Below are 18,110 nucleotides of genomic sequence, written 5' to 3'. Positions count from 1 at the left end.
TGCGCCGCGATTGTGGGTCGTCGCAAAAAAACACCGGAACACAACCCGAGCAATCTATTCAGTATTTGATAAGTGCGAGCATTGCGATGTTGCGTGGGCGCGTGACACCCGAATAGCCTCGGTCCAGCCCCACCCCAGGCAACGGGAAGTTGTTGATCGCATCGGCGCCGCCGATGGTGACGGTCGCGTAGTCGTTGACCTCGTAGGGGTCGACGCCCATTGCCACTTGCGAAGCCGCACCGGTTTTCAGTGAGGTGCAGGCACTCCAGACGCCATTGGCCTTGTTGTACTCGGTGGTGTCGTAGGTCTGCAGGGTGCCCTTCTGGCGCGAGCCGAACACGCGACCGGTGTCCACCCCCCTGCCGCCGTCAAAGCCGCGGATGAACTCGCCGCGCAGGTCAGGCAGCGTGAAGGTAGAGGTGCCATCGCCCTCCCCGTAGGTCGTGCCGATTGCGGCAAAGAGCGCCGCATAGGTGCAACGCGATACCGCTGCGCCATCGGCCTTGAGCCAACCGGCAGGAACGGCATTGGCCGCAGAATATTTAACATCACCCGGCGCAGCCCCCGAAGCGATGGAGATCTGCCCCAGGGTTACCGCGTGATGGCTACGGGTTGCGTTGGCGACCTGTTGCGCGCCGCCGTCACAGCTGAGCAATACCCAGCACAACGCGCCGCCGTTGAGCAAAGGACCAATATGCGAAACCAGCGTGACGTTGCCGCCAGCAACGATCTCGTCACCCTGCAACAGGTGCCCGCCCAGGCCGTAGATCGGTGCTGCCGCCAGCCCGTCAGGGGCATAGGTGGCATCCGCCGGGTTGGTCATGTTGGCGCGAAAATACTGGACCACACCGTTGGTAGTGGGCAACGCGGCAAAAGGAAGAGAATTTGCAGCGGTGTAGATAATTGTCATCTGACATTCCTTGTTAGCTGACATGGAAAATGAATACGCATCGGCCGTGGTTCGCCCTACCCGGGGCACGTTCGGCTGCGTGAAAATACTGTATATCCATACAGCATTATTGACAAGAAAATTTTTCATCATGCGTGCCGAGCCTGGGCACGCTTACGCGGTTCTCACTGTTGTCCCAGGGAGAAAATGACACTCGCGTTACGCCTGGCTGGCGCCTCTACGCTGGCGTAACATTTCCAACAGCCCATTGACCGACGGTCAGTCGATTAACTATGGTTTGCTTTCCCCGTTTATTTCCCGACGGTTCTGGAGACCTCAAGCATGCATCGCTACAAGCGCCCCGCCGTGCTCGCCGCCGCTTACCTGGGCACTTTTCTCGCCTCGCTGGACATCAGCATCGTCAACCTCGCCCTGCCCTCGCTGCAAAACGCCCTGGCCACCGATCTTGGCGGCTTGCAATGGGTGGTCAGCATCTACGCCGTCGCGCTCTCTGCGTTCATGCTGTCGGCAGGCCCAGTGGCAGACCGTTACGGCCACAAACGCGCCTGGCTGACAGGTGTTGCACTGTTTACTGCAGGCTCCGCGCTGTGTGCCCTGGCCGAGGCGCTGCCGATGTTGCTGTTCGGGCGGGCAGTCCAAGGTATCGCTGGCGCCTTGCTGATTCCCGGAGCCATGCCGCTGATCACCCAGGCCTTCCCCGAGCCCAGGGCCCGCGCCCACGCCATCGGTGGCTGGTCGGCCTTCAGTGCCCTGGCCCTGGTGCTCGGCCCTTTGCTTGGCGGTGTACTGCTGCAGCACTTCGGCTGGCAAAGCATCTTCCTGATCAACCTGCCGCTGGGCGGCCTGGCCCTGTTACTCGGCGCCTGGGGCATCAGCGAGCGAGCCCACCCGCAACAGGCCGCACTTGACCCCTGGGGCCAGTTGCTCAGCGTGTGCTGCCTGGGCGCGTTGAGCTACGGCCTGATCCGCGCCGGCGAATCGGGTTTTGCCGCACCGGCACCGAGCATTGCCATAGGCCTGGCGCTGATCGCGCTGCTGGCCTTGATCGCCGTGGAAAAGCGCGTAGCGCGGCCGTTGGTTCCCCTGGACCTGTTTCGTGACCGACGCTTTGCCGTCAGCAACCTGGCGTCCTGGGTGCTGGGCTTTTCCAGCTACAGCAGCCTGTTTTTCTTCTCACTGTTCCTGCAACAGGCGCAAGCCCTGAGCGCCACCGAAAGCGGTTTGCGGATGATGCCGACGTTCATCGCCAGCGGTGCGTTATCGTTGATGTTCGGTCGGTTGCAACGGCATTTCGCCCTGGAACACTTGCTGGCCTTGGGGTTACGGGCTGATCGGCATGGCGATGACCGCCATGGCGCTACTCAGTGCCAACACGCCCTATTGGCCATTGTTACTGTGCTTTGTGACCCTCGGCCTGGGCATGGGCCTGGCCGTACCCGCCACCGGCCTGGTAGTGATGAACGCGGTTCCCGCCAGCCGCGCCGGTATTGCTTCGGCAACCATGAACGCCCTGCGCCAGACGGGCATGAGCCTGGGCATCGCCCTGCTTGGCAGCCTGATGAGCTTGCGCGCCAGTGCCGAACTGACGCGTTTGCTGACGGTTGCAGGCGTCGACGATGCGGCGGCCCTGGCGCAACAAGCGGTTGCCGAGCACCCATTGAGCAGCGCCACGCCGTTGTTCGCCCAGGCCTACGCCACGGCGATGGCCGCAGGCTTCAACCTGGCAATGCTGGCTGCCGGGCTGTGCAGCCTGGGATGCGCCGTGTTGCTGCAGCGGCAATTGCCGGTGCCCAGCGCGTCGGCGACCAACGAGAGTGCACAGGGTTAGGCGTTGCCGGCAGCGCCGAGCATGGCCAGGCAGGCATCGGCAACCGATTTGGCGAACGCCGTGCAGTCGTCGAGACGCTCGACGATGGCGTCGTCGCTGACCCCATGCACCGCGGCGTAGATCATCAAGGCGCTGATGCGCGGCTGCGGCAAGGCCCAGGCACCGGCGGCGCGCCCGCCTTCGAGAATGCCCTGCAACTGGTCGAGAATGTCGTTCCTGGCCTTGTTACTGCGGTCATGGTGGTGATGGTTGGTGTAGACGATATCGTGTATCGCGAAGGTTTTCAGGTAAGTAGCGATATTGGCATGCACCCAGGCGCGCAGGCGGCCGGTCCAGTCATCAGCGGCGCACTGCTCCACCGCCTGTTCGAGTTGCTCGAGAAAGGCCTGGGTGTAGCGCTCGCCGAGGGCTACCAGCATGTCCTGCTTGGATGGGAAATAATGATAGAAGGTGCCCTTGGCCACCTGTGCCTGCTCGACGATGTCACTGATGGTCGTAGCTTCCACGCCTTTGGCCAGAAACAAACATTGCGCCGCCGCCATCAATTCCTCCAGACGTACCTCGGCCGGCTTGGTTCGTGGCGTATTGGCCGCTTTACTACGCGGTGTGCTCCGTGGGCGTCGCTGAGTCATCAGGGGTTCCGGCAGATGAAAAAAACGCTGCAGTTTATGCGAATGCCGATAGCACTGACCAATAGCGGCCTCTGATGTCGGTTCGCAGGTAGCGCAAGTGAGCTCATCGTTGATCCATTTTATAGGTAAGCCACCAGGCTGCTGAAGCGAATTGTCCGGCGCCGGCCCCAGCCCCTGCTGATTAGCAGCTAAGCTTTTCGCGATTGCGCTTGATGTTCCTGCTACCCGCCGATGAGTGCCAACCGCACAAGGTCAACCGCCATGAATCAACACAGGCGCAGCTTCTCCCTGCAATGGATGGTGGCGCTGGCCATCATGCTGGGCCTGCTGCTGCTGGGCACAGGGCTCGCCTGGCAGGGTAATCGGGCAATCCAAAAGGCGCTGGTGGCAGCCGCAGGCGATTCCGCCCTGCAGCTTGGCAAGACCATCGACGAACGGGCGCGGCGCCTGCTCGATCCGGCGCAAAGCAGCATCCGGCTGCTGGCGTTCAACCCTGGCGCAGGCACTCTGGCCGAGCGCCTGGAGCAGGTCCCGCAACTGATCGAGAGCCTGAACGCCAACAAGATGCTCAGCGCCGCCTACATCGGCTATTCCAGCGGCGAATTTCTCCTCGTTCGCCGGCTACGCGACCCGCAGCTCATGCAGCACTTCGGCGCACCGGCCGGCAGCCGCTTCCTGGTGCAGAGCATCAGCAAGGGCGACGACGGCGCGCTGCAAGGCGAATGGCGCTTCTACGACCGGCAACTGACCCTGCTGCAAACACAAGCCAAGCCGGACTATCACTACGACCCCCGCCCGCGCCCCTGGTTCGTCGAGGCCTTCGGGCAATCCAGCACCGTGTTGACCCGCCCCTATGTGTTCTTCACCACTCGCGAGGTCGGCATCACCCTGGCCCAGCGCAGCATCGATGGCGCCGCGGTGATCGGCATGGACGTCTCGGTCGATGACCTGGCCAGCGAGAGCCGCGACCTGCGCATGACCGCCGGCACCGAGACGGTGGTTATCGACCAGCAGGGCAACGTGGTGGCGTACCCGGACCTGCAGCGGGTGATTGTGCAAGAAGGTGACGCGGTGCGCCTGTCACACGTTGCCGAGCTGGGGGTGCCCAGCCTCGAGCACCTTTATGCCAGCCCGACCCTGGGCCCTGGGCCGCAACCGTTCCAGGCACAAGGCAAGACCTGGTACGGCATGCGCATACCGCTGACGACCCTGGCCGGGCAAGACCTGCAGGTGCTGCTCGCGGTACCTGGCAACGAACTGCTTGCCGACGCGCGCAAGGTGCTCTGGGAGCAGGTGCTGTGGACGGCGGTGCTGATGGTCGTGTTGCTGTTCCTGGGGGGCGTGCTTGGCCAGCGCATTGGCCACTCGCTGCGGCTGCTGGCCGAGCAAGTACGGGGCCTGGCCGGTTTTGATTTCAGCCGCGAGGTGGGGGTGCAATCGCGGGTGTCCGAGGTGCGGGAATTGAGTCAGGTGCTGAGCCAGATGTCCGCAACCATCCTCAACTTCCAGGCCATCACCCTCACCCTCAGCCGCGAAACCCAGCTGGAGCGCATGCTCGACGGCGTGCTCAGCCATCTGGTGGACGCCGCCAGGGCAAGCGCTGGCGCGGTGTACCTGTTCGACGCCGAGCGTGGCCTGCTGCGCCTGGCTGCCGCTTGCCGAGGCAGCGGTTACCCTGCGCAACTTGCGGTCGACGAAAACCAGCATGAGGATCTGCCAAGCACTGTGACACGCGCCCTGAAGCTGGGCCGACGCAGCCATGCGGTGGTGCTCCGGGACCGCAGCCAGGCGCTGCTCGGCATTTTGCTGTTGCAACTGCAAGATGAGCCGGCGGGCGATGAGGTCGGCCAACCGTTCCGGCGTTTTGTCGAGGAATTGTCCGGCGCGGCCGCCGTGGCCATCGAAACCCGCCAGTTGGTCGAGGCCCAGCAACAGTTGCTGGATGCCATGATCAAGCTGCTGGCCGATGCCATCGACGCCAAGAGTCCTTACACCGGCGGCCATTGCGAACGGGTACCGCAACTGGCGCAAATGCTGCTCGACCAGGTTGCGCTGGCTGACAGCGGCCCCTACGCCGAGTTCAGCATGACCGAGGCCGAGCGCTATGAGTTTCGCGTCGCCGCCTGGCTTCACGATTGCGGCAAGATCACCAGCCCCGAGCATGTGGTCGACAAGGCGACCAAGCTGGAGGCCCTGTACAACCGAATCCACGAGGTACGCATGCGCTTCGAGGTGCTCTGGCGCGATGCCGAGCTTGCCTACTGGCAAGGGCTGGCCAACGGTGAGCCGCAGCAGCGGCTGCAAGCAACCCTGGCGCACTGCCAGGCGCAATTACAGGAAGACTTCGCCTTCGTCGCCAGGGCCAATGCCGGTGGCGAGTTCATGGAAGAAGCCGACATCGAGCGACTGCAGCAAATTGGCCAGCGCCGCTGGTGGCGGCATTTCGACAACCGCCTGGGCATTTCCCGCGAGGAAGATGAACGCTTCAAGGATGTGCCGCCGGCGCAACTGCCGGTGGACGAGCCGCTACTGGCCGACCGTCCCGAGCACCGGGTGCCCTGGGGCGCGCGCAAGCCGCCGGTGCTCAAGGACGACCCGCGCAACCATTGGGGCTTCGACATGCGCCTGCCGGCCAACGCCAGCAACCTGGGCGAGTTGTACAACCTGTCGATCCGGCGTGGCACGCTGAACGAAGAGGAGCGCTTCAAGATCAACGAGCACATCGTGCAGACCATCGTCATGCTCAACGCCCTGCCGTTCCCGCGCCACCTCAAGCGCGTGCCGGTCATCGCCGGCAACCACCACGAGAAAATGGACGGCAGTGGTTATCCGCGTCGGCTGGGCAAGGATCAGTTGGGCATTGCCGAGCGGGTGATGGCGATCGCCGACATCTTCGAAGCGCTCACCGCCGCAGACCGACCGTACAAGACGCCCAAGACCCTGTCCGAGTCCGTGAAAATCCTGGTATTCATGGCCCGCGACAAGCACATCGATGGCGACCTGTTGCGGCTGTTCCTCAGCAGCGGGGTCTATCGCCAGTATGCCGAGCGGTTCTTGCAGCCCGAGCAGATCGACAAGGTGGATGTCGAGCACTGGCTGCGGCAGATATAGCGGCGAACAACGCTGCACGCCAGCGCAGGCCGCCATGCGCTGGACAGTCGCTATGTCGATTTCAAGTACCGATAAAGTGTCTGACGGCTGATATCAAAATCACGCGCCAATTTGGATTTACTTTCTCCTGCACCGGCGCGGTCAATTAAACTTACAACCTGATTGTCAGACAGTTTCTTCTTGCGCCCACTGTAAGATCCACGATTTTTGGCAGCGGCAATACCGGCTGCCTGTTTTTCCCTGGCCACAACGCGTTCAAACTCTGCAAGTGCCTCCATTACCGAAATAATAGGCCGTACAACCTCCAGATCGTCATGCCGGAACACCAGGCTTTCGTTCAAAAACTCCAGCGTCACCTGCTTTTCAACCAACTGTCGAATCAGCGTGCACAGCTGCTCTGTACTGGAGCTGAGCGATGCCATGCTGTCCACTACCACAGTATCCCCGCCCTGTATGTAGCGAAACAGCTTTTCAAGGCCTGCACGATTGGCGGCATTGTCCGTAGGTTCATCGCAAAACACGGCGTCAAATACATCATGGCTGGTTCTTTTCTCTACACGGCCCTCGGCGTCTTGTAGAGAGAGCCGGAGATATTTGATGCGGTGCAATCTCATGGTGCCTCCTTGGCATTAGCTGTACGCCGTACTCAAAACTTATACAAACTGTAACTAAATCATCAAATCCTTACACAAACGCCTGTCACACTTAGCCCACCCAAAATACACAGTTGCAAAGACTTAAACTTACCTTATCATTTTGAAGCTTGAAATGATCCTAACAAGTTTTTGCCACACCGTCGATTTCGCAGTTCTTGAATGAGCCGCGTCCATTCACGCGGCGAGTGCGAATGCGCCTGTTTTAGCGTGCACACGCAATTCCCCGACGTAAACAGAGGATACAGGGATGAATGCCTTGGAAAACACCATCGAAACTGACCAGTCAATTACCGACCAGGAAAAAATTGAACATGTAACCCGGCGCATTACCGAGCATGGTAATTACCTGCGCCAGCGTTATCCGATCTTGCAGTATCAAAGTGCCTTGGGCGCGGGTGTCATGGTATTTTCCCTGGTGGGAATGGTGGTTACCGGCGGGCTCTACCTGAAGGGTTTTATCCCGGCATGGACGTGTATTTTAATCAACGCGCTGTTGACGTCGTTCATACACGAAATTGAACATGATCTTATTCATCGCCTTTATTTCAGAAAGCAGCCGCTGGCCCATAATGCCATGATGTTCATGTGCTGGCTGGCCCGGCCAGGAATGCCCAGCCCGTGGCTAAGGCGCAGCCTGCATTTTCACCATCACAAGGAGTCCGGCACGGATTCGGATGTCGAAGCATGGATCACCACCAGTGGCAACCCGTGGGGCGTATTGCGGCTGTTGAAACTGATGGATGGATTTATATTTGGATTTTTAAATGCGATCTTCGCACCGGGATGGCGGCAAAAGGTAAGGTTGTTAGGCAAAATCATTCGCCTCAATACACCGTTCGGGCTTTTGTACTGGGGCTGCTGGTACGTATTTCTCGGCTATCACCTGTATGGGTGGCTGGGGTCAATCATCGGCGCCGAAGTTCACCGCTCTGCGGCAACCCTGGCACTGATGGATGTCGTTAATAGCGTCGTGGTTATCCTTATCGCGCCGAACCTGATACGGCAGTTTTGCCTGTTCTTTATAAGTTCAAACATGCACTATTATGGCGATGTCGCTCCGCGCAATGCGCTGCAACAAACCCAGGTAATGAACCCGTGGTGGCTGTGGCCGTTTCAGTTGTTCTGCTTCAACTTCGGCAGCACCCACAGCATTCACCATTTCGTGGTAAGAGACCCATTTTATCTTCGCCAGATGACCGCGCCGTATGCGCATAAAGTCATGGCCGAGGCGGGTGTGCGCTTCAATGACTTCGGCACTTACAAACGAGCCAACCGTTTTTCCATGAACCACGCTCAAACTCGCTCGCGGGGTTGATGGCGGCGGCCGACGCTGCGCCATCAATGTTTTGGCCCTCGGTAATGGTGTTCAGCTACAAGGAGTGTGAAATATGAAAGCGCAAGGGATGTGTGCGAGCCAGTTCGACGCGGTCCGGCAGGCCTTCGAGGACATGTTTGATGATCCGCAGGAGCGCGGTGCCGGGCTCTGCGTCCAGATTGACGGAGAGATGGTTGTCGACCTGTGGGCCGGCGTGGCGGACCAGGAAGGCACCAGGCCCTGGACCCGCGACACGCTGGCCAACACCTTCTGCGTGGTGAAACCCTATGTCGCGGTGGCGGTACTGATGCTGGTTGAACAGGGCAAGCTGGAGCTCGATGCGCCGATTGCCCGTTACTGGCCTGAGTTCGCCCAGAATGGCAAGGCAAAGGTCACCTTGCGCCAGGTGATGAGCCACACCGCAGGCCTGCCGGCGCTACGCGCCCCCGACCATAACGCCATGATGTATGACTGGGAGCATATGGTCCGGGTTCTGGCCGCCGAGCCGCTTTGGTGGGAAGCGGGAACCGACCTGGGCTACGGCACCACCACCTTTGGCTGGATTCTCGGCGAGTTGATTCGGCGGGTGGACGGACGAGACCCCTGCGACTTTATCCACGCAGAGATTCTGCAGCCCCATGGCCTGGACGTTCACCTTGGCGTCGACGAAAAACACTTTCACCGTATCGCCCGTTTCGACAGCGCCAGGGGGCGGGTCGGTGACCCTTACTCGCAAGGCTTGCGCGCCGTGCTGAAAAACCAGCCAACGCACATCGCGACCTTCGCCTTCACCAACCCCGGCATGGTGCCTAAACGCACCAGCGACCCGCGCTGGTGGGCCTATCGGCAACCGGGTGTGTGCGGGCATGGCACCGCGCACGGCCTGGCCGGTTTCTACAGCGCACTATTGGCAGGCAATTTCATCGGGCGCGAACTGCTCAATGAGTTCAGGCGAGAACACAGTCATGGCATGGATCGGGTCTGGATGCGGCCAATGCGTTACGGACTGGGCTGCATGCTTGAGCAGCAACGCGACCCGACGGCCTCCCACGCCATAGGCCCGCAGACTTTTGGCCATATCGGGCTTGGCGGCCCGATAAGTTTCGCCGATCCCGAACGGCAAGTGAGCTTTGGTTTTGTCACCACCACCTCGGGCAGTCATACGATGATCGATCCGCGCCCTAGCCGGCTCTCATCACTCGTCTATGCGGCGCTTTGATTCAGGGATTGCCTGGGGGTAGGATGGCCGCCCTGACAAGGAGATCAAGATTGCAGCCATCCGATAAGCAATGCCCCTTCTGCGCCGAAACCATCAAGGCGCAAGCGCTACGCTGCAGGCATTGCCATGCCGACCTGAGCAAGAAAACCATAGGCGTGTTTGCCAAGACAGGCATGACGGTTGTTGTCCTTGGCATTGTTTTGCTTGGGTTCGGCGCATTTGTCGCAAGCTCACCTCAAAGCAAGGAACAGTCCGAAGCGCAAGCTGCAATTGACCTCTGCCGCGAACGCGAAGCGTCCTACACGGGGCCTGCCAATGGGCGCAGCATAATCAGCGCTGCCTGCCAGAAGATCGAGGATGAACTGCGGGGTAAATTCGGGCACGCACCGTAAGCCACTGCATTGCTCTTTAGAAGAGCTGGAGCGAGACGGCATTATCGGCTCGCTTGTGCCATGACACTCCTGGCAGAGGCCGGGGCCGTCAAGCGCTCTTGCGGCGCTGGACACGCCGGTGCACAGCAAAAGCGATGTTCGGCAACATCATGATTGTGAACATGCCCCAAAATCCGACCTTGCCGGCGCCATGTAGGTAGCCACCCAGCGCGATGAAAGCCACTGTAAGCAAGAATTGAAGCGATACGAATTTCTCTAGACCTCTCATCCTGACTCCTTTTCTGCGCGCAAAGAAAAACCCCGCAGACGTTAATCTGCGGGGCTTTCAATAATGGAGGCCGAGGTCGGAATCGAACCGGCGTAGACGGATTTGCAATCCGGAGCATAACCACTTTGCTACTCGGCCTCAAATGCCCGAGACCCTGAAACTGCGATCTCAAACATGTACAACTCTTTAAGGAAACAACTTGCTAAAACTGCTATCTCCTTGAAAACGCTAGGCTTTTTTCGTGCCTCGTTTTCGATGGACGCAATTATGTACTCATTCCCCTGCTCTGGCAACCCCTTGAATTCAAAAAGTTTTATTTTTTTCTTCGAGGGGCTTCGGGCGCCCTGCAGTGCGGGCTTTGCGCGCAAGTAACAGGGTGACAGCACAGGCGCCAAAGCGCGTTACTATACAGGCTCTACACACCATCCGCTGCCCAGATTGCTGCTTATGATGCAAACCGAACTGGACCTGTTCAACCCCGCCAGCCCCGCCGAGCCGCAATGGATCGGCAAGCAGGCCGTGGTGTTGCCCGGCTTTGCCCTGGCCTGGGTCGAGGCGCTGCTGCCTGAGTTGCGCAAGGTCATCGCCTGCGCGCCGTTTCGGCACATGGTCACCCCCGGTGGCCTGAACATGGCGGTAGGTTTGACCAACTGCGGGGCGCTGGGCTGGGTCAGTGATCGCCGCGGTTATCGCTACAGCCCGGTCGACCCACTCAGCCAGCAGCCCTGGCCAGCGCTGCCAGCGGCGTTGAGCGAGCTGGCAGCCCTCGCCGCTGCAGCCGCAGGCTTTGCCGATTTTCAGCCCGATGCCTGCCTGGTCAACTGCTACCAGCCGGGCAACCGCCTGAGCCTGCACCAGGACCGCGATGAACGCGATTACAGCCAGCCGATTGTTTCGGTGTCGCTGGGTTTGCCGGCGGTGTTCCAGTTCGGCGGCCACAGCCGCAGCGAAGCCACGCAGCGCATCGGCTTGCGCCATGGCGATGTGATGGTCTGGGGCGGCGCAGACCGCCTGCGCTTTCATGGCGTGCTGCCGCTCAAACCGGGCAGTCACCCTGTGCTGGGCAGCCGGCGGATCAACCTGACCTTGCGCAAGGCAGGCTAGGCAGCTCGAAGTTGCGTAGCAAGCCCGCGCCTGCAGGCCTTGACCGTCGCTCCCTGGCCGCTCCATGCTCTAGCCCCCTTCCCCGACTTTCAAGGAACGATTGCATGAAGCTGGAAACCCTGGCCATCCACGCGGGCTTCAGCCCCGACCCGAGCACCAAGGCGGTCGCGGTACCGATCTACCAGACCACCTCTTTTGCCTTCGACGACACCCAGCACGGTGCCGACCTGTTTGACCTGAAAGTCGCCGGCAACATCTATAGCCGGATCATGAACCCCACCAACGACGTGCTTGAACAGCGCATGGCGGCGCTGGAAGGCGGCGTCGGTGCGCTGGCCGTGGCCTCGGGCATGGCCGCGATCACCTACGCGATCCAGACCGTGGCCGAAGCCGGTGACAACATCGTCTCGGTGGCCAAGCTCTACGGCGGCACCTACAACCTGCTGGCCCATACCCTGCCGCGCTTCGGCATCCAGACCCGTTTTGCCGCCCACGACGACATCGCCGCCCTCGAAGCGCTGATCGACAGCCGCACCAAGGCAGTGTTCTGCGAGTCGATCGGCAACCCGGCCGGCAATATCGTCGACCTCCAGGCCCTGGCCGATGCCGCCCACCGCCATGGCGTACCGCTGATCGTCGACAACACCGTGGCCACGCCGATCCTCTGCCGGCCGTTCGAGCACGGCGCCGATATCGTCGTCCACTCGCTGACCAAGTACATCGGCGGCCACGGCACCAGCATCGGTGGCATCGTCATCGACTCGGGCAAGTTTCCCTGGGCCGACAACAAAGAGCGCTTCGCCCTGCTCAACACCCCCGACCCGTCCTACCACGGCGTGACCTACACCGAAGCCTTTGGCCCTGCGGCCTTTATCGGCCGCTGCCGGGTGGTGCCGCTGCGCAACACCGGCGCGGCGCTGTCGCCATTCAACGCTTTCCTCATTCTGCAAGGCCTGGAAACCCTGGCCCTGCGCATGGAGCGGCACACCGAGAACGCGCTTAAGGTCGCCCACTATCTGCAAGGCCATGAGCAGGTCGCCTGGGTGAAATACGCCGGTCTGCCTGATCACCCTGAACATGGACTGGCCCAGCGCTACACCGAAGGCAAGCCGGCTTCGATCCTGTCGTTCGGGATCAAGGGCGGCCAGGAGGCCGGTGCGCGCTTTATCGATGCGCTGCAGCTGGTGGTGCGCCTGGTCAATATCGGCGATGCCAAATCCCTGGCCTGCCACCCGGCCTCCACCACCCATCGCCAGCTCAACGATGAAGAACTCGAACGCGCCGGCGTGCCGCGGGACATGGTGCGCCTGTCGATCGGCATCGAACACAGCGATGACATCATTGCCGACCTGAGCCAGGCGCTGGAGGCCAGCCGCGGCTGATGCTGTCCGACCACATCAGCGCGGCCTGACTGCGCAGGATCGCTTGAGACTAGCGGGCGCAGCGGTGACTCAAGCGATCACCACCTGCGCCGCACTCAGGCTATCTGCCGACACCCCGACCAGGGTCACGCTATCGCTACCGAAGCTCAGCACCGCATCACTGCCCACCTGGCTCAGGTGCTGGCGAATGTCCGGTTGCGCCGTGCCACCTTCGACGCCGATGAACACCAGTCGATCATCGGCGTCGAAGCCCTGTACCTGATCCTGGCCGAAGTGGCCGCTGAACAGGAAGGTGTCGCTGCCACCGCCCGATACCAGCACGTCGTTGCCGGCGCCACCGACCAACACGTCGTTGCCACGGCCACCTTGCAGATGGTCGTTGCCGTCCAGGCCAAACAGCCATTGGCCTTGCGCGCCCGCCTTGAGGCTGTCATTGCCTGGCGTACCGTTCTGGCTGGCGGCGTAGGCGTGAACCTTGCCGCTGCTGAGCAGCCCCGCCGGGTCGATCTGGTGGCTGACTTGCTTGCTGAAGAACAGCAGGCTCGATTCCTTGCTGACCAGGGTTTCGACCTGCTTGACCAGGCTGATGCCGCCGCTGCTGTCACGCAGGTACAGGGTGCCGTTGCCATCACGGGCGACATCAAATTTGTCCAGCGCCTGGCCGAGCTTCAAGGTGTCGTGGCCGGCGCCGCCGTCGATCAGGTTGTAGCCGCCATCGTCACGGAAAGTGTCGTTGCCGGCGCGCCCTTCCAGGTAATCATTGCCGCGCCCGCCATGAATCAGGTCGCCGGCGTCGGAGCCGATGATAAAGGTGCTGCCCTTGTGCGCTTCGGCGTTGCGGTTCAGGTCCTCGACCCAGGTCGAGCCACGGCGAACGTCGGACAGGTTGCTGACGACAATGGTCGAGTCCTTGGCCGTCCATTCATAGAATGCCGAGTCCAGCACCCGCCCCAGGCCGTCGCCGTAGGCGCTCGGCAAGTGCGAGAGCCAGGTGGCGATGTTGCCGATCGAGTACGGCAGCAGGTTCCAGGCATCGGAGGCATAGTGGTCGTTGAAGTTGACGATGTTGTCGGTGCTCGAAGGCTTGGCCGCATCATGCACACCGAAGGTTGCCCAGTCGGCTTTCGAGCCATTGAGCGCGCGGAACACCGGGTCGTTCTCGTAGCCGATGTTCAGCACCTTGCTGCTGTCGCTGGCCTGGGTGGGTGAGGCAAAGGCAACGTAGCGGGCGTCTTGATAGAAGCCGCCCCAGGTGTCGTTGCTAAGCTCGGCCAGGCTGTTGACACCAAGGCCACCGAGGCTGTGACCGCTGACGGTGATGTCGCTGCCGCTCAGGCCGTTGGCCTGGGCGAACCGGGCGACATCATCGAACAGCCGGCCGAAGGCATTGGCGGCGTAGTTCTTGGCAAAGTCAGCCGGGCCGAAGGCCGCCATCAGGTCGTGGATGGCATCGCTGATGGTGTCGCCGATCAGGTTTTCCCGCGGCCCGCTGGTGCCGCGAAAGGCGATGCCCAGGCCGCTTAACTGGCCGGCGGCGTCGTACTTGCCAAGTATCTCGACCTGGGCACTGGTGTAACCGCGGGTTTCACCATGGAAGGTGCCACGAAAATCCGTAGTGCCCTGGTAACCCAGCTGGCTGGCGCTGATCGGCGTCCAGCCGGCGGCCTTGACCGCAGCCAGGGCCTGGGCTTCGGCGTCGGGGTTCCAGGGGATGCCAGGGATCGCGCCCTGGCTGTCGGTGCCGCCGATCAGGGCCTTGATCAAGGTGGCCGGTAAACCGAGGCCAAAACCGTGCTGCTGGTAGCCAACGGCAAAGCCGTTGTCGATGCCGTGGTAGGCATACAGAGTCAGCGCCATGGCGTCGCTGTAGAGGGCTTTGGAAGCGGCGCTGTCGAGGTGATGGTAATCGAAAACAGGCATGGCTATACATCCTTGTGCAGGTGGCAGGTAACCCTGGCGACATCGTCCGTTGACACACCCGTGGGCAAACCCAAACGCTGCCACAGGGGCAATTGGCCCGTCCATGGCAACATCGATGGCAAGCTGGCCAAAAGCGCGGGGGATTCTTCGTCAGCACCGGCAACATCAAGCTGTATATCCATACAGATAAAACTTGCCACGCCCCTCAATCCTGCGCATCCTATGGCCCTCACCCACCATAGATCGAACGGCATGCGCCTGTTTCTCTGCGAAAAGCCTTCCCAGGCCAAAGACATCGCCAAGGTTCTCGGCGCCAACCGCCGTGGCGACGGCTGCTGGGTCGGCACCGAGGTTACCGTCACCTGGTGCATCGGCCACTTGCTCGAGACCGCTCCACCCGACAGCTACGACGCGCGTTACAAGCGCTGGGTACTGGCCGACCTGCCGATCGTGCCCGAAAAGTGGAAAATGCTGGTCAAGCCCAAGACCGCCAGCCAGTTCAAGGCGGTCAAGCGCCTGCTCGGCGAGGCCCGCGAGCTGGTGATCGCCACCGACGCCGACCGCGAAGGCGAGATGATCGCCCGCGAGCTGGTCGAGCATTGCCGCTACCGCGGGCCGATCAACCGCCTGTGGCTGTCGGCACTGGACGACGCCTCCATCCGCAAGGCCCTGGCGGCGCTCAAGCCCGGTAGCGAAACCTTCAGCCTCTACCATTCGGCCCTGGGCCGCTCGCGGGCCGACTGGCTGATCGGCATGAACATGAGCCGGCTGTTCACCCTGCTCGGTCGCCAGTCCGGCTATCAGGGCGTACTGCCGGTGGGCCGGGTGCAAACGCCGACCTTGCGCCTGGTGGTCGACCGCGACCGCAGCATCGCTGACTTCGTGCCGGTGGCCTACTGGGCCATCGACGTGCAGCTGCAAAGCGCCGGCGAGCCATTCACCGCGCAGTGGCGCGCCGCCGAAGATGCCTGTGACGACCAGGGCCGCTGCCTGAACCAGGCCCTGGCCCGGCAGGCCGCCGCCGCCATCGGCGCGGCCAGCAGTGCGCGGGTGGTCAAAGTGGCCACCGAGCGCGTGCGCGAAGCCGCACCGCTGCCCTTCGACCTGGGTACCTTGCAGGAGCTGTGCTCGAAGAAGTTCGGCCTCGGCGCCCAGGAAACCCTCGACATCGCCCAGGCCCTGTACGAGACCCACAAGCTGATCACCTACCCGCGCAGCGACTGCGGCTACCTGCCGTTAAGCCAGCACAGCGAGGCGCCGGCCATTCTCGCCGCCTTGCAGCGCGCCGACGCGAGCCTTGCGCCGTTGCAGCCGCACCTGCAGGCCCAGCGCCGTTCACGGGCCTGGAACGATGCCAAGGTCAGTGCCCACCACGGCATCATCCCCACCGCCGCCGCCAGCGACCCGTCGCGCCTGCCGAGCAAACACAAGGCGGTCTATACCCTGATCCGCGCCCGCTACCTGGCGCAGTTTTTGCCCAACCACGAATACGACCGTACCCAGGCCGAGTTCGATTGCGCAGGCCAGGCGTTGCGCGCGGTGGGCAAGCAGATTGTCGAGCCGGGCTGGCGCCGCGCCCTACCCGAGGCCCTGACCCCGGCCAAAGGCCGTGAGGCGCCGGTGGCCCAGGTACTGCCGCTACTGCGCGAAGGCCAGGACTGCACGGTGGCCGCGGTCACCCTCAAGGACCTCTGGACCCAGCCGCCCAAGCCGTTCACCGAGGGCGACCTGATCAAGGCCATGAAGAACGTCGCCAAGCTGGTGGACGACCCGCGCCTCAAGCAAAAGCTCAAGGACACCACCGGCATCGGCACCGAGGCCACCCGTGCCGGAATCATCCAGGGCCTGCTCGATCGCGGTTACCTGGTCAAGAACGGCAAGGCCCTGAGCGCTACCCCGGCAGCCTTCAGCCTGATCGATGCGGTGCCGCGGGCAATTGCCGACCCAGGCACCACGGCGATCTGGGAGCAGGCGCTGGACATGGTGCAAAGCGGCGAAATGAGCCTTGAAGAGTTCGTCGCCAAGCAATCAGCGTGGATGAGCAAGCAGGTGGAGCGTTGTGCCGGCCTGCGCCTGACCATCAGCGGCCCGGCGACCCCGGCCGGACGCGGTGGCACGCCGTGGAAGAAAAAGCGCAAGAGCAGCGCTGCGGCAGGCAAGCGAACGCGCAAGCCGAAGGCAAAAGCGCAGTGAGATTGCTGGCCTCATCGCTGGCAAGGCCAGCTCCCACAGGGCCGGCGTCTACTTCGCCATTGTGGGAGCCGGCCTCGCCGGCGAAGAGGCCCTCACGGTCGACACCCCTACCCCTGCTTGACCGCCTGCAAGGTATAACTCAACGGCAAGCGCCAGCGATCCTTGTCCAGCGACCACTCGCCGCCTTCGTCCTTGCTCATCTGCCCTGGCAGCGCCTCCCAGGGAATGCTGTCATGTTCTTCCAGTGCGGTAATCTGCAGCCCATGCTTGAGCAAGGCGCTGATGATCTCGCCCAGGCCATGGTTCCATTCGTGGGTTACCGTCTGCTCCAGCACCCCGTCGGTCTCGACATAGGTCTCGCCACTGTCCCACACCGTCGGCGCCTCGCGCTCGAAGTACGGGTACTCGATGACCAGCTTGTCCTGATGGTCCTCGTTCACCGCCAGCAGCATCGGATGGCCCTCGCGCAGAAACAGTCGGCCACCAGGCTTGAGCAAAGCCGCCACGGTACGCGCCCAGCGCTCGATGCTCGGCAGCCAGATCAACGCGCCGATACCGGTGTATACCAGGTCGAAGGCCGCGGCTGGCAGCACCTGGTCGGCGGCATAGACATCCGCCTCGACATAGTCGATCCGCGCTGCACAACGCTGCGCCAGGGCCCGCGCCTGGGCCAAGGACTGTGCAGAAAAGTCCAGCCCGCTGACCTCGGCGCCCAAGCGCGACAACGACAAGGTGTCGGTACCGATATGGCATTGCAGGTGCACCGCGCGCTGGCCGCGAATATCGCCCAGGCGCGGCAGGTCGAAACGCACCACTTCGGACAGGTGCGAGGGGTCGGCGACGAATGTTTCCACTTCGTAGTCGCCGGAGGCGGCATGCAGCGGCGCACGCTCATCCCAGTTGCGACGGTTGAGTTCGATCGGGTCGGTCATCTTGGCGCTCCTTTGCAGTCGCAACCTTAGCGGCGTACCCAAGGCCTGGGCAAGTGCTGTATAAACCGCCCACACCCTCCTCAATCAAGGATGCATTGTTGCCAGCGCCCATGCCCGCGCCGTGGCGGCGGGTGCGGTGGCGCTGAAGGCCCCCGAGGCCAAACCCTGGGGGCAAACCCTGTCGTATGTGCGCTGCCCCGATGGCACCCTGGTGGAGCTGTGCACGCCAGTTGGCATCTGATCGCAGG

Annotated in this window: 12 protein-coding genes, 1 tRNA gene and 2 pseudogenes; 9 read left to right on the top strand and 6 right to left on the bottom strand. The window is 62.2% G+C overall.

Annotated elements, in window-relative coordinates; genetic code table 11:
- Nucleotides 1-58 precede the first annotated feature (58 nt).
- Nucleotides 59-910 carry a phage tail protein gene (locus LOY34_RS11045; protein WP_230090844.1) on the bottom strand — a complete coding sequence of 284 codons (852 nt, stop codon included), beginning with the start codon at nt 908-910 and terminating at the stop codon, nt 59-61.
- A 321-nt stretch (nt 911-1,231) separates the two neighbouring features.
- Between LOY34_RS11045 and LOY34_RS11040 the strand changes: the two are divergent.
- Nucleotides 1,232-2,738: pseudogene (locus tag LOY34_RS11040) on the top strand (MFS transporter).
- On the opposite strand, the gene LOY34_RS11035 reads toward LOY34_RS11040, so the two are convergent.
- Complete coding sequence (locus LOY34_RS11035) at nt 2,735-3,370, bottom strand: TetR/AcrR family transcriptional regulator (protein WP_195883779.1); 636 nt, start codon at nt 3,368-3,370, stop codon at nt 2,735-2,737. The pseudogene LOY34_RS11040 and the gene LOY34_RS11035 sit on opposite strands and share 4 nt — an antisense overlap.
- Before the next feature lie 261 nt (nt 3,371-3,631).
- Between LOY34_RS11035 and LOY34_RS11030 the strand changes: the two genes are divergently transcribed.
- Complete coding sequence (locus LOY34_RS11030) at nt 3,632-6,481, top strand: HD domain-containing phosphohydrolase (RefSeq protein ID WP_195883778.1); 2,850 nt, start codon at nt 3,632-3,634, stop codon at nt 6,479-6,481.
- Between the two features lie 50 nt (nt 6,482-6,531).
- Here the strand turns inward: LOY34_RS11030 and LOY34_RS11025 are convergent, their stop codons facing one another.
- Nucleotides 6,532-7,095: a recombinase family protein gene (locus tag LOY34_RS11025; protein WP_093384026.1), complete on the bottom strand. Its 564-nt coding sequence runs from the start codon at nt 7,093-7,095 to the stop codon at nt 6,532-6,534.
- 289 nt (nt 7,096-7,384) lie between these two features.
- On the opposite strand from LOY34_RS11025, the gene LOY34_RS11020 reads away from it, so the two are divergent.
- The 3 genes from LOY34_RS11020 to LOY34_RS11010 all read left to right on the top strand — a co-directional run bounded on the left by LOY34_RS11020 (nt 7,385) and on the right by LOY34_RS11010 (nt 10,063).
- Entirely contained in the window at nt 7,385-8,452 is a 1,068-nt protein-coding gene (locus LOY34_RS11020; RefSeq protein WP_195883776.1) for a fatty acid desaturase, read from the top strand.
- Nucleotides 8,453-8,525: 73 nt separating this feature from the next.
- On the top strand, nt 8,526-9,671 hold the full coding sequence (locus LOY34_RS11015; RefSeq protein ID WP_258664789.1) for a serine hydrolase domain-containing protein: 1,146 nt from the start codon (nt 8,526-8,528) through the stop codon (nt 9,669-9,671).
- A 50-nt stretch (nt 9,672-9,721) separates the two neighbouring features.
- Nucleotides 9,722-10,063, top strand: a complete 342-nt coding sequence (locus tag LOY34_RS11010) for a hypothetical protein (protein ID WP_258664786.1) — start codon at nt 9,722-9,724, stop codon at nt 10,061-10,063.
- Between the two features lie 332 nt (nt 10,064-10,395).
- Here the strand turns inward: LOY34_RS11010 and LOY34_RS11005 are convergent.
- Nucleotides 10,396-10,469: transfer RNA gene (locus LOY34_RS11005), tRNA-Cys, on the bottom strand.
- Between the two features lie 309 nt (nt 10,470-10,778).
- On the opposite strand from LOY34_RS11005, the gene alkB reads away from it, so the two are divergent.
- Together alkB and LOY34_RS10995 are read left to right on the top strand one after the other, a co-directional pair.
- The gene (gene alkB, locus LOY34_RS11000) at nt 10,779-11,435 is read left to right on the top strand and encodes a DNA oxidative demethylase AlkB (protein ID WP_195883772.1); all 657 of its coding nucleotides are present in this window, start codon (nt 10,779-10,781) and stop codon (nt 11,433-11,435) included.
- A 104-nt stretch (nt 11,436-11,539) separates the two neighbouring features.
- Nucleotides 11,540-12,817: a bifunctional O-acetylhomoserine aminocarboxypropyltransferase/cysteine synthase gene (locus LOY34_RS10995; RefSeq protein ID WP_045196659.1), complete on the top strand. Its 1,278-nt coding sequence runs from the start codon at nt 11,540-11,542 to the stop codon at nt 12,815-12,817.
- A 69-nt stretch (nt 12,818-12,886) separates the two neighbouring features.
- Here the strand turns inward: LOY34_RS10995 and LOY34_RS10990 are convergent, their stop codons facing one another.
- Nucleotides 12,887-14,737: a polyurethanase gene (locus tag LOY34_RS10990; protein ID WP_195883771.1), complete on the bottom strand. Its 1,851-nt coding sequence runs from the start codon at nt 14,735-14,737 to the stop codon at nt 12,887-12,889.
- Nucleotides 14,738-14,989: 252 nt separating this feature from the next.
- On the opposite strand from LOY34_RS10990, the gene LOY34_RS10985 reads away from it, so the two are divergent.
- Nucleotides 14,990-16,930 carry a DNA topoisomerase III gene (locus LOY34_RS10985; RefSeq protein ID WP_195883770.1) on the top strand — a complete coding sequence of 647 codons (1,941 nt, stop codon included), beginning with the start codon at nt 14,990-14,992 and terminating at the stop codon, nt 16,928-16,930.
- 107 nt (nt 16,931-17,037) lie between these two features.
- Here LOY34_RS10985 and LOY34_RS10980 read toward each other — a convergent pair whose 3' ends face one another.
- Nucleotides 17,038-17,862 carry a bifunctional 2-polyprenyl-6-hydroxyphenol methylase/3-demethylubiquinol 3-O-methyltransferase UbiG gene (locus LOY34_RS10980; RefSeq protein ID WP_258664784.1) on the bottom strand — a complete coding sequence of 275 codons (825 nt, stop codon included), beginning with the start codon at nt 17,860-17,862 and terminating at the stop codon, nt 17,038-17,040.
- Nucleotides 17,863-17,959: 97 nt separating this feature from the next.
- Between LOY34_RS10980 and LOY34_RS10975 the strand changes: the two are divergent.
- Nucleotides 17,960-18,103, top strand: a pseudogene (locus LOY34_RS10975) (VOC family protein); the annotation flags it as partial.
- Nucleotides 18,104-18,110: the final 7 nt, after the last annotated feature.

The sequence above is a fragment of the Pseudomonas sp. B21-009 genome (genome assembly GCF_024749345.1).
In the GTDB taxonomy this organism is placed as follows: domain Bacteria; phylum Pseudomonadota; class Gammaproteobacteria; order Pseudomonadales; family Pseudomonadaceae; genus Aquipseudomonas.
This window is presented reverse-complemented; position numbering and strand designations above follow the sequence as displayed.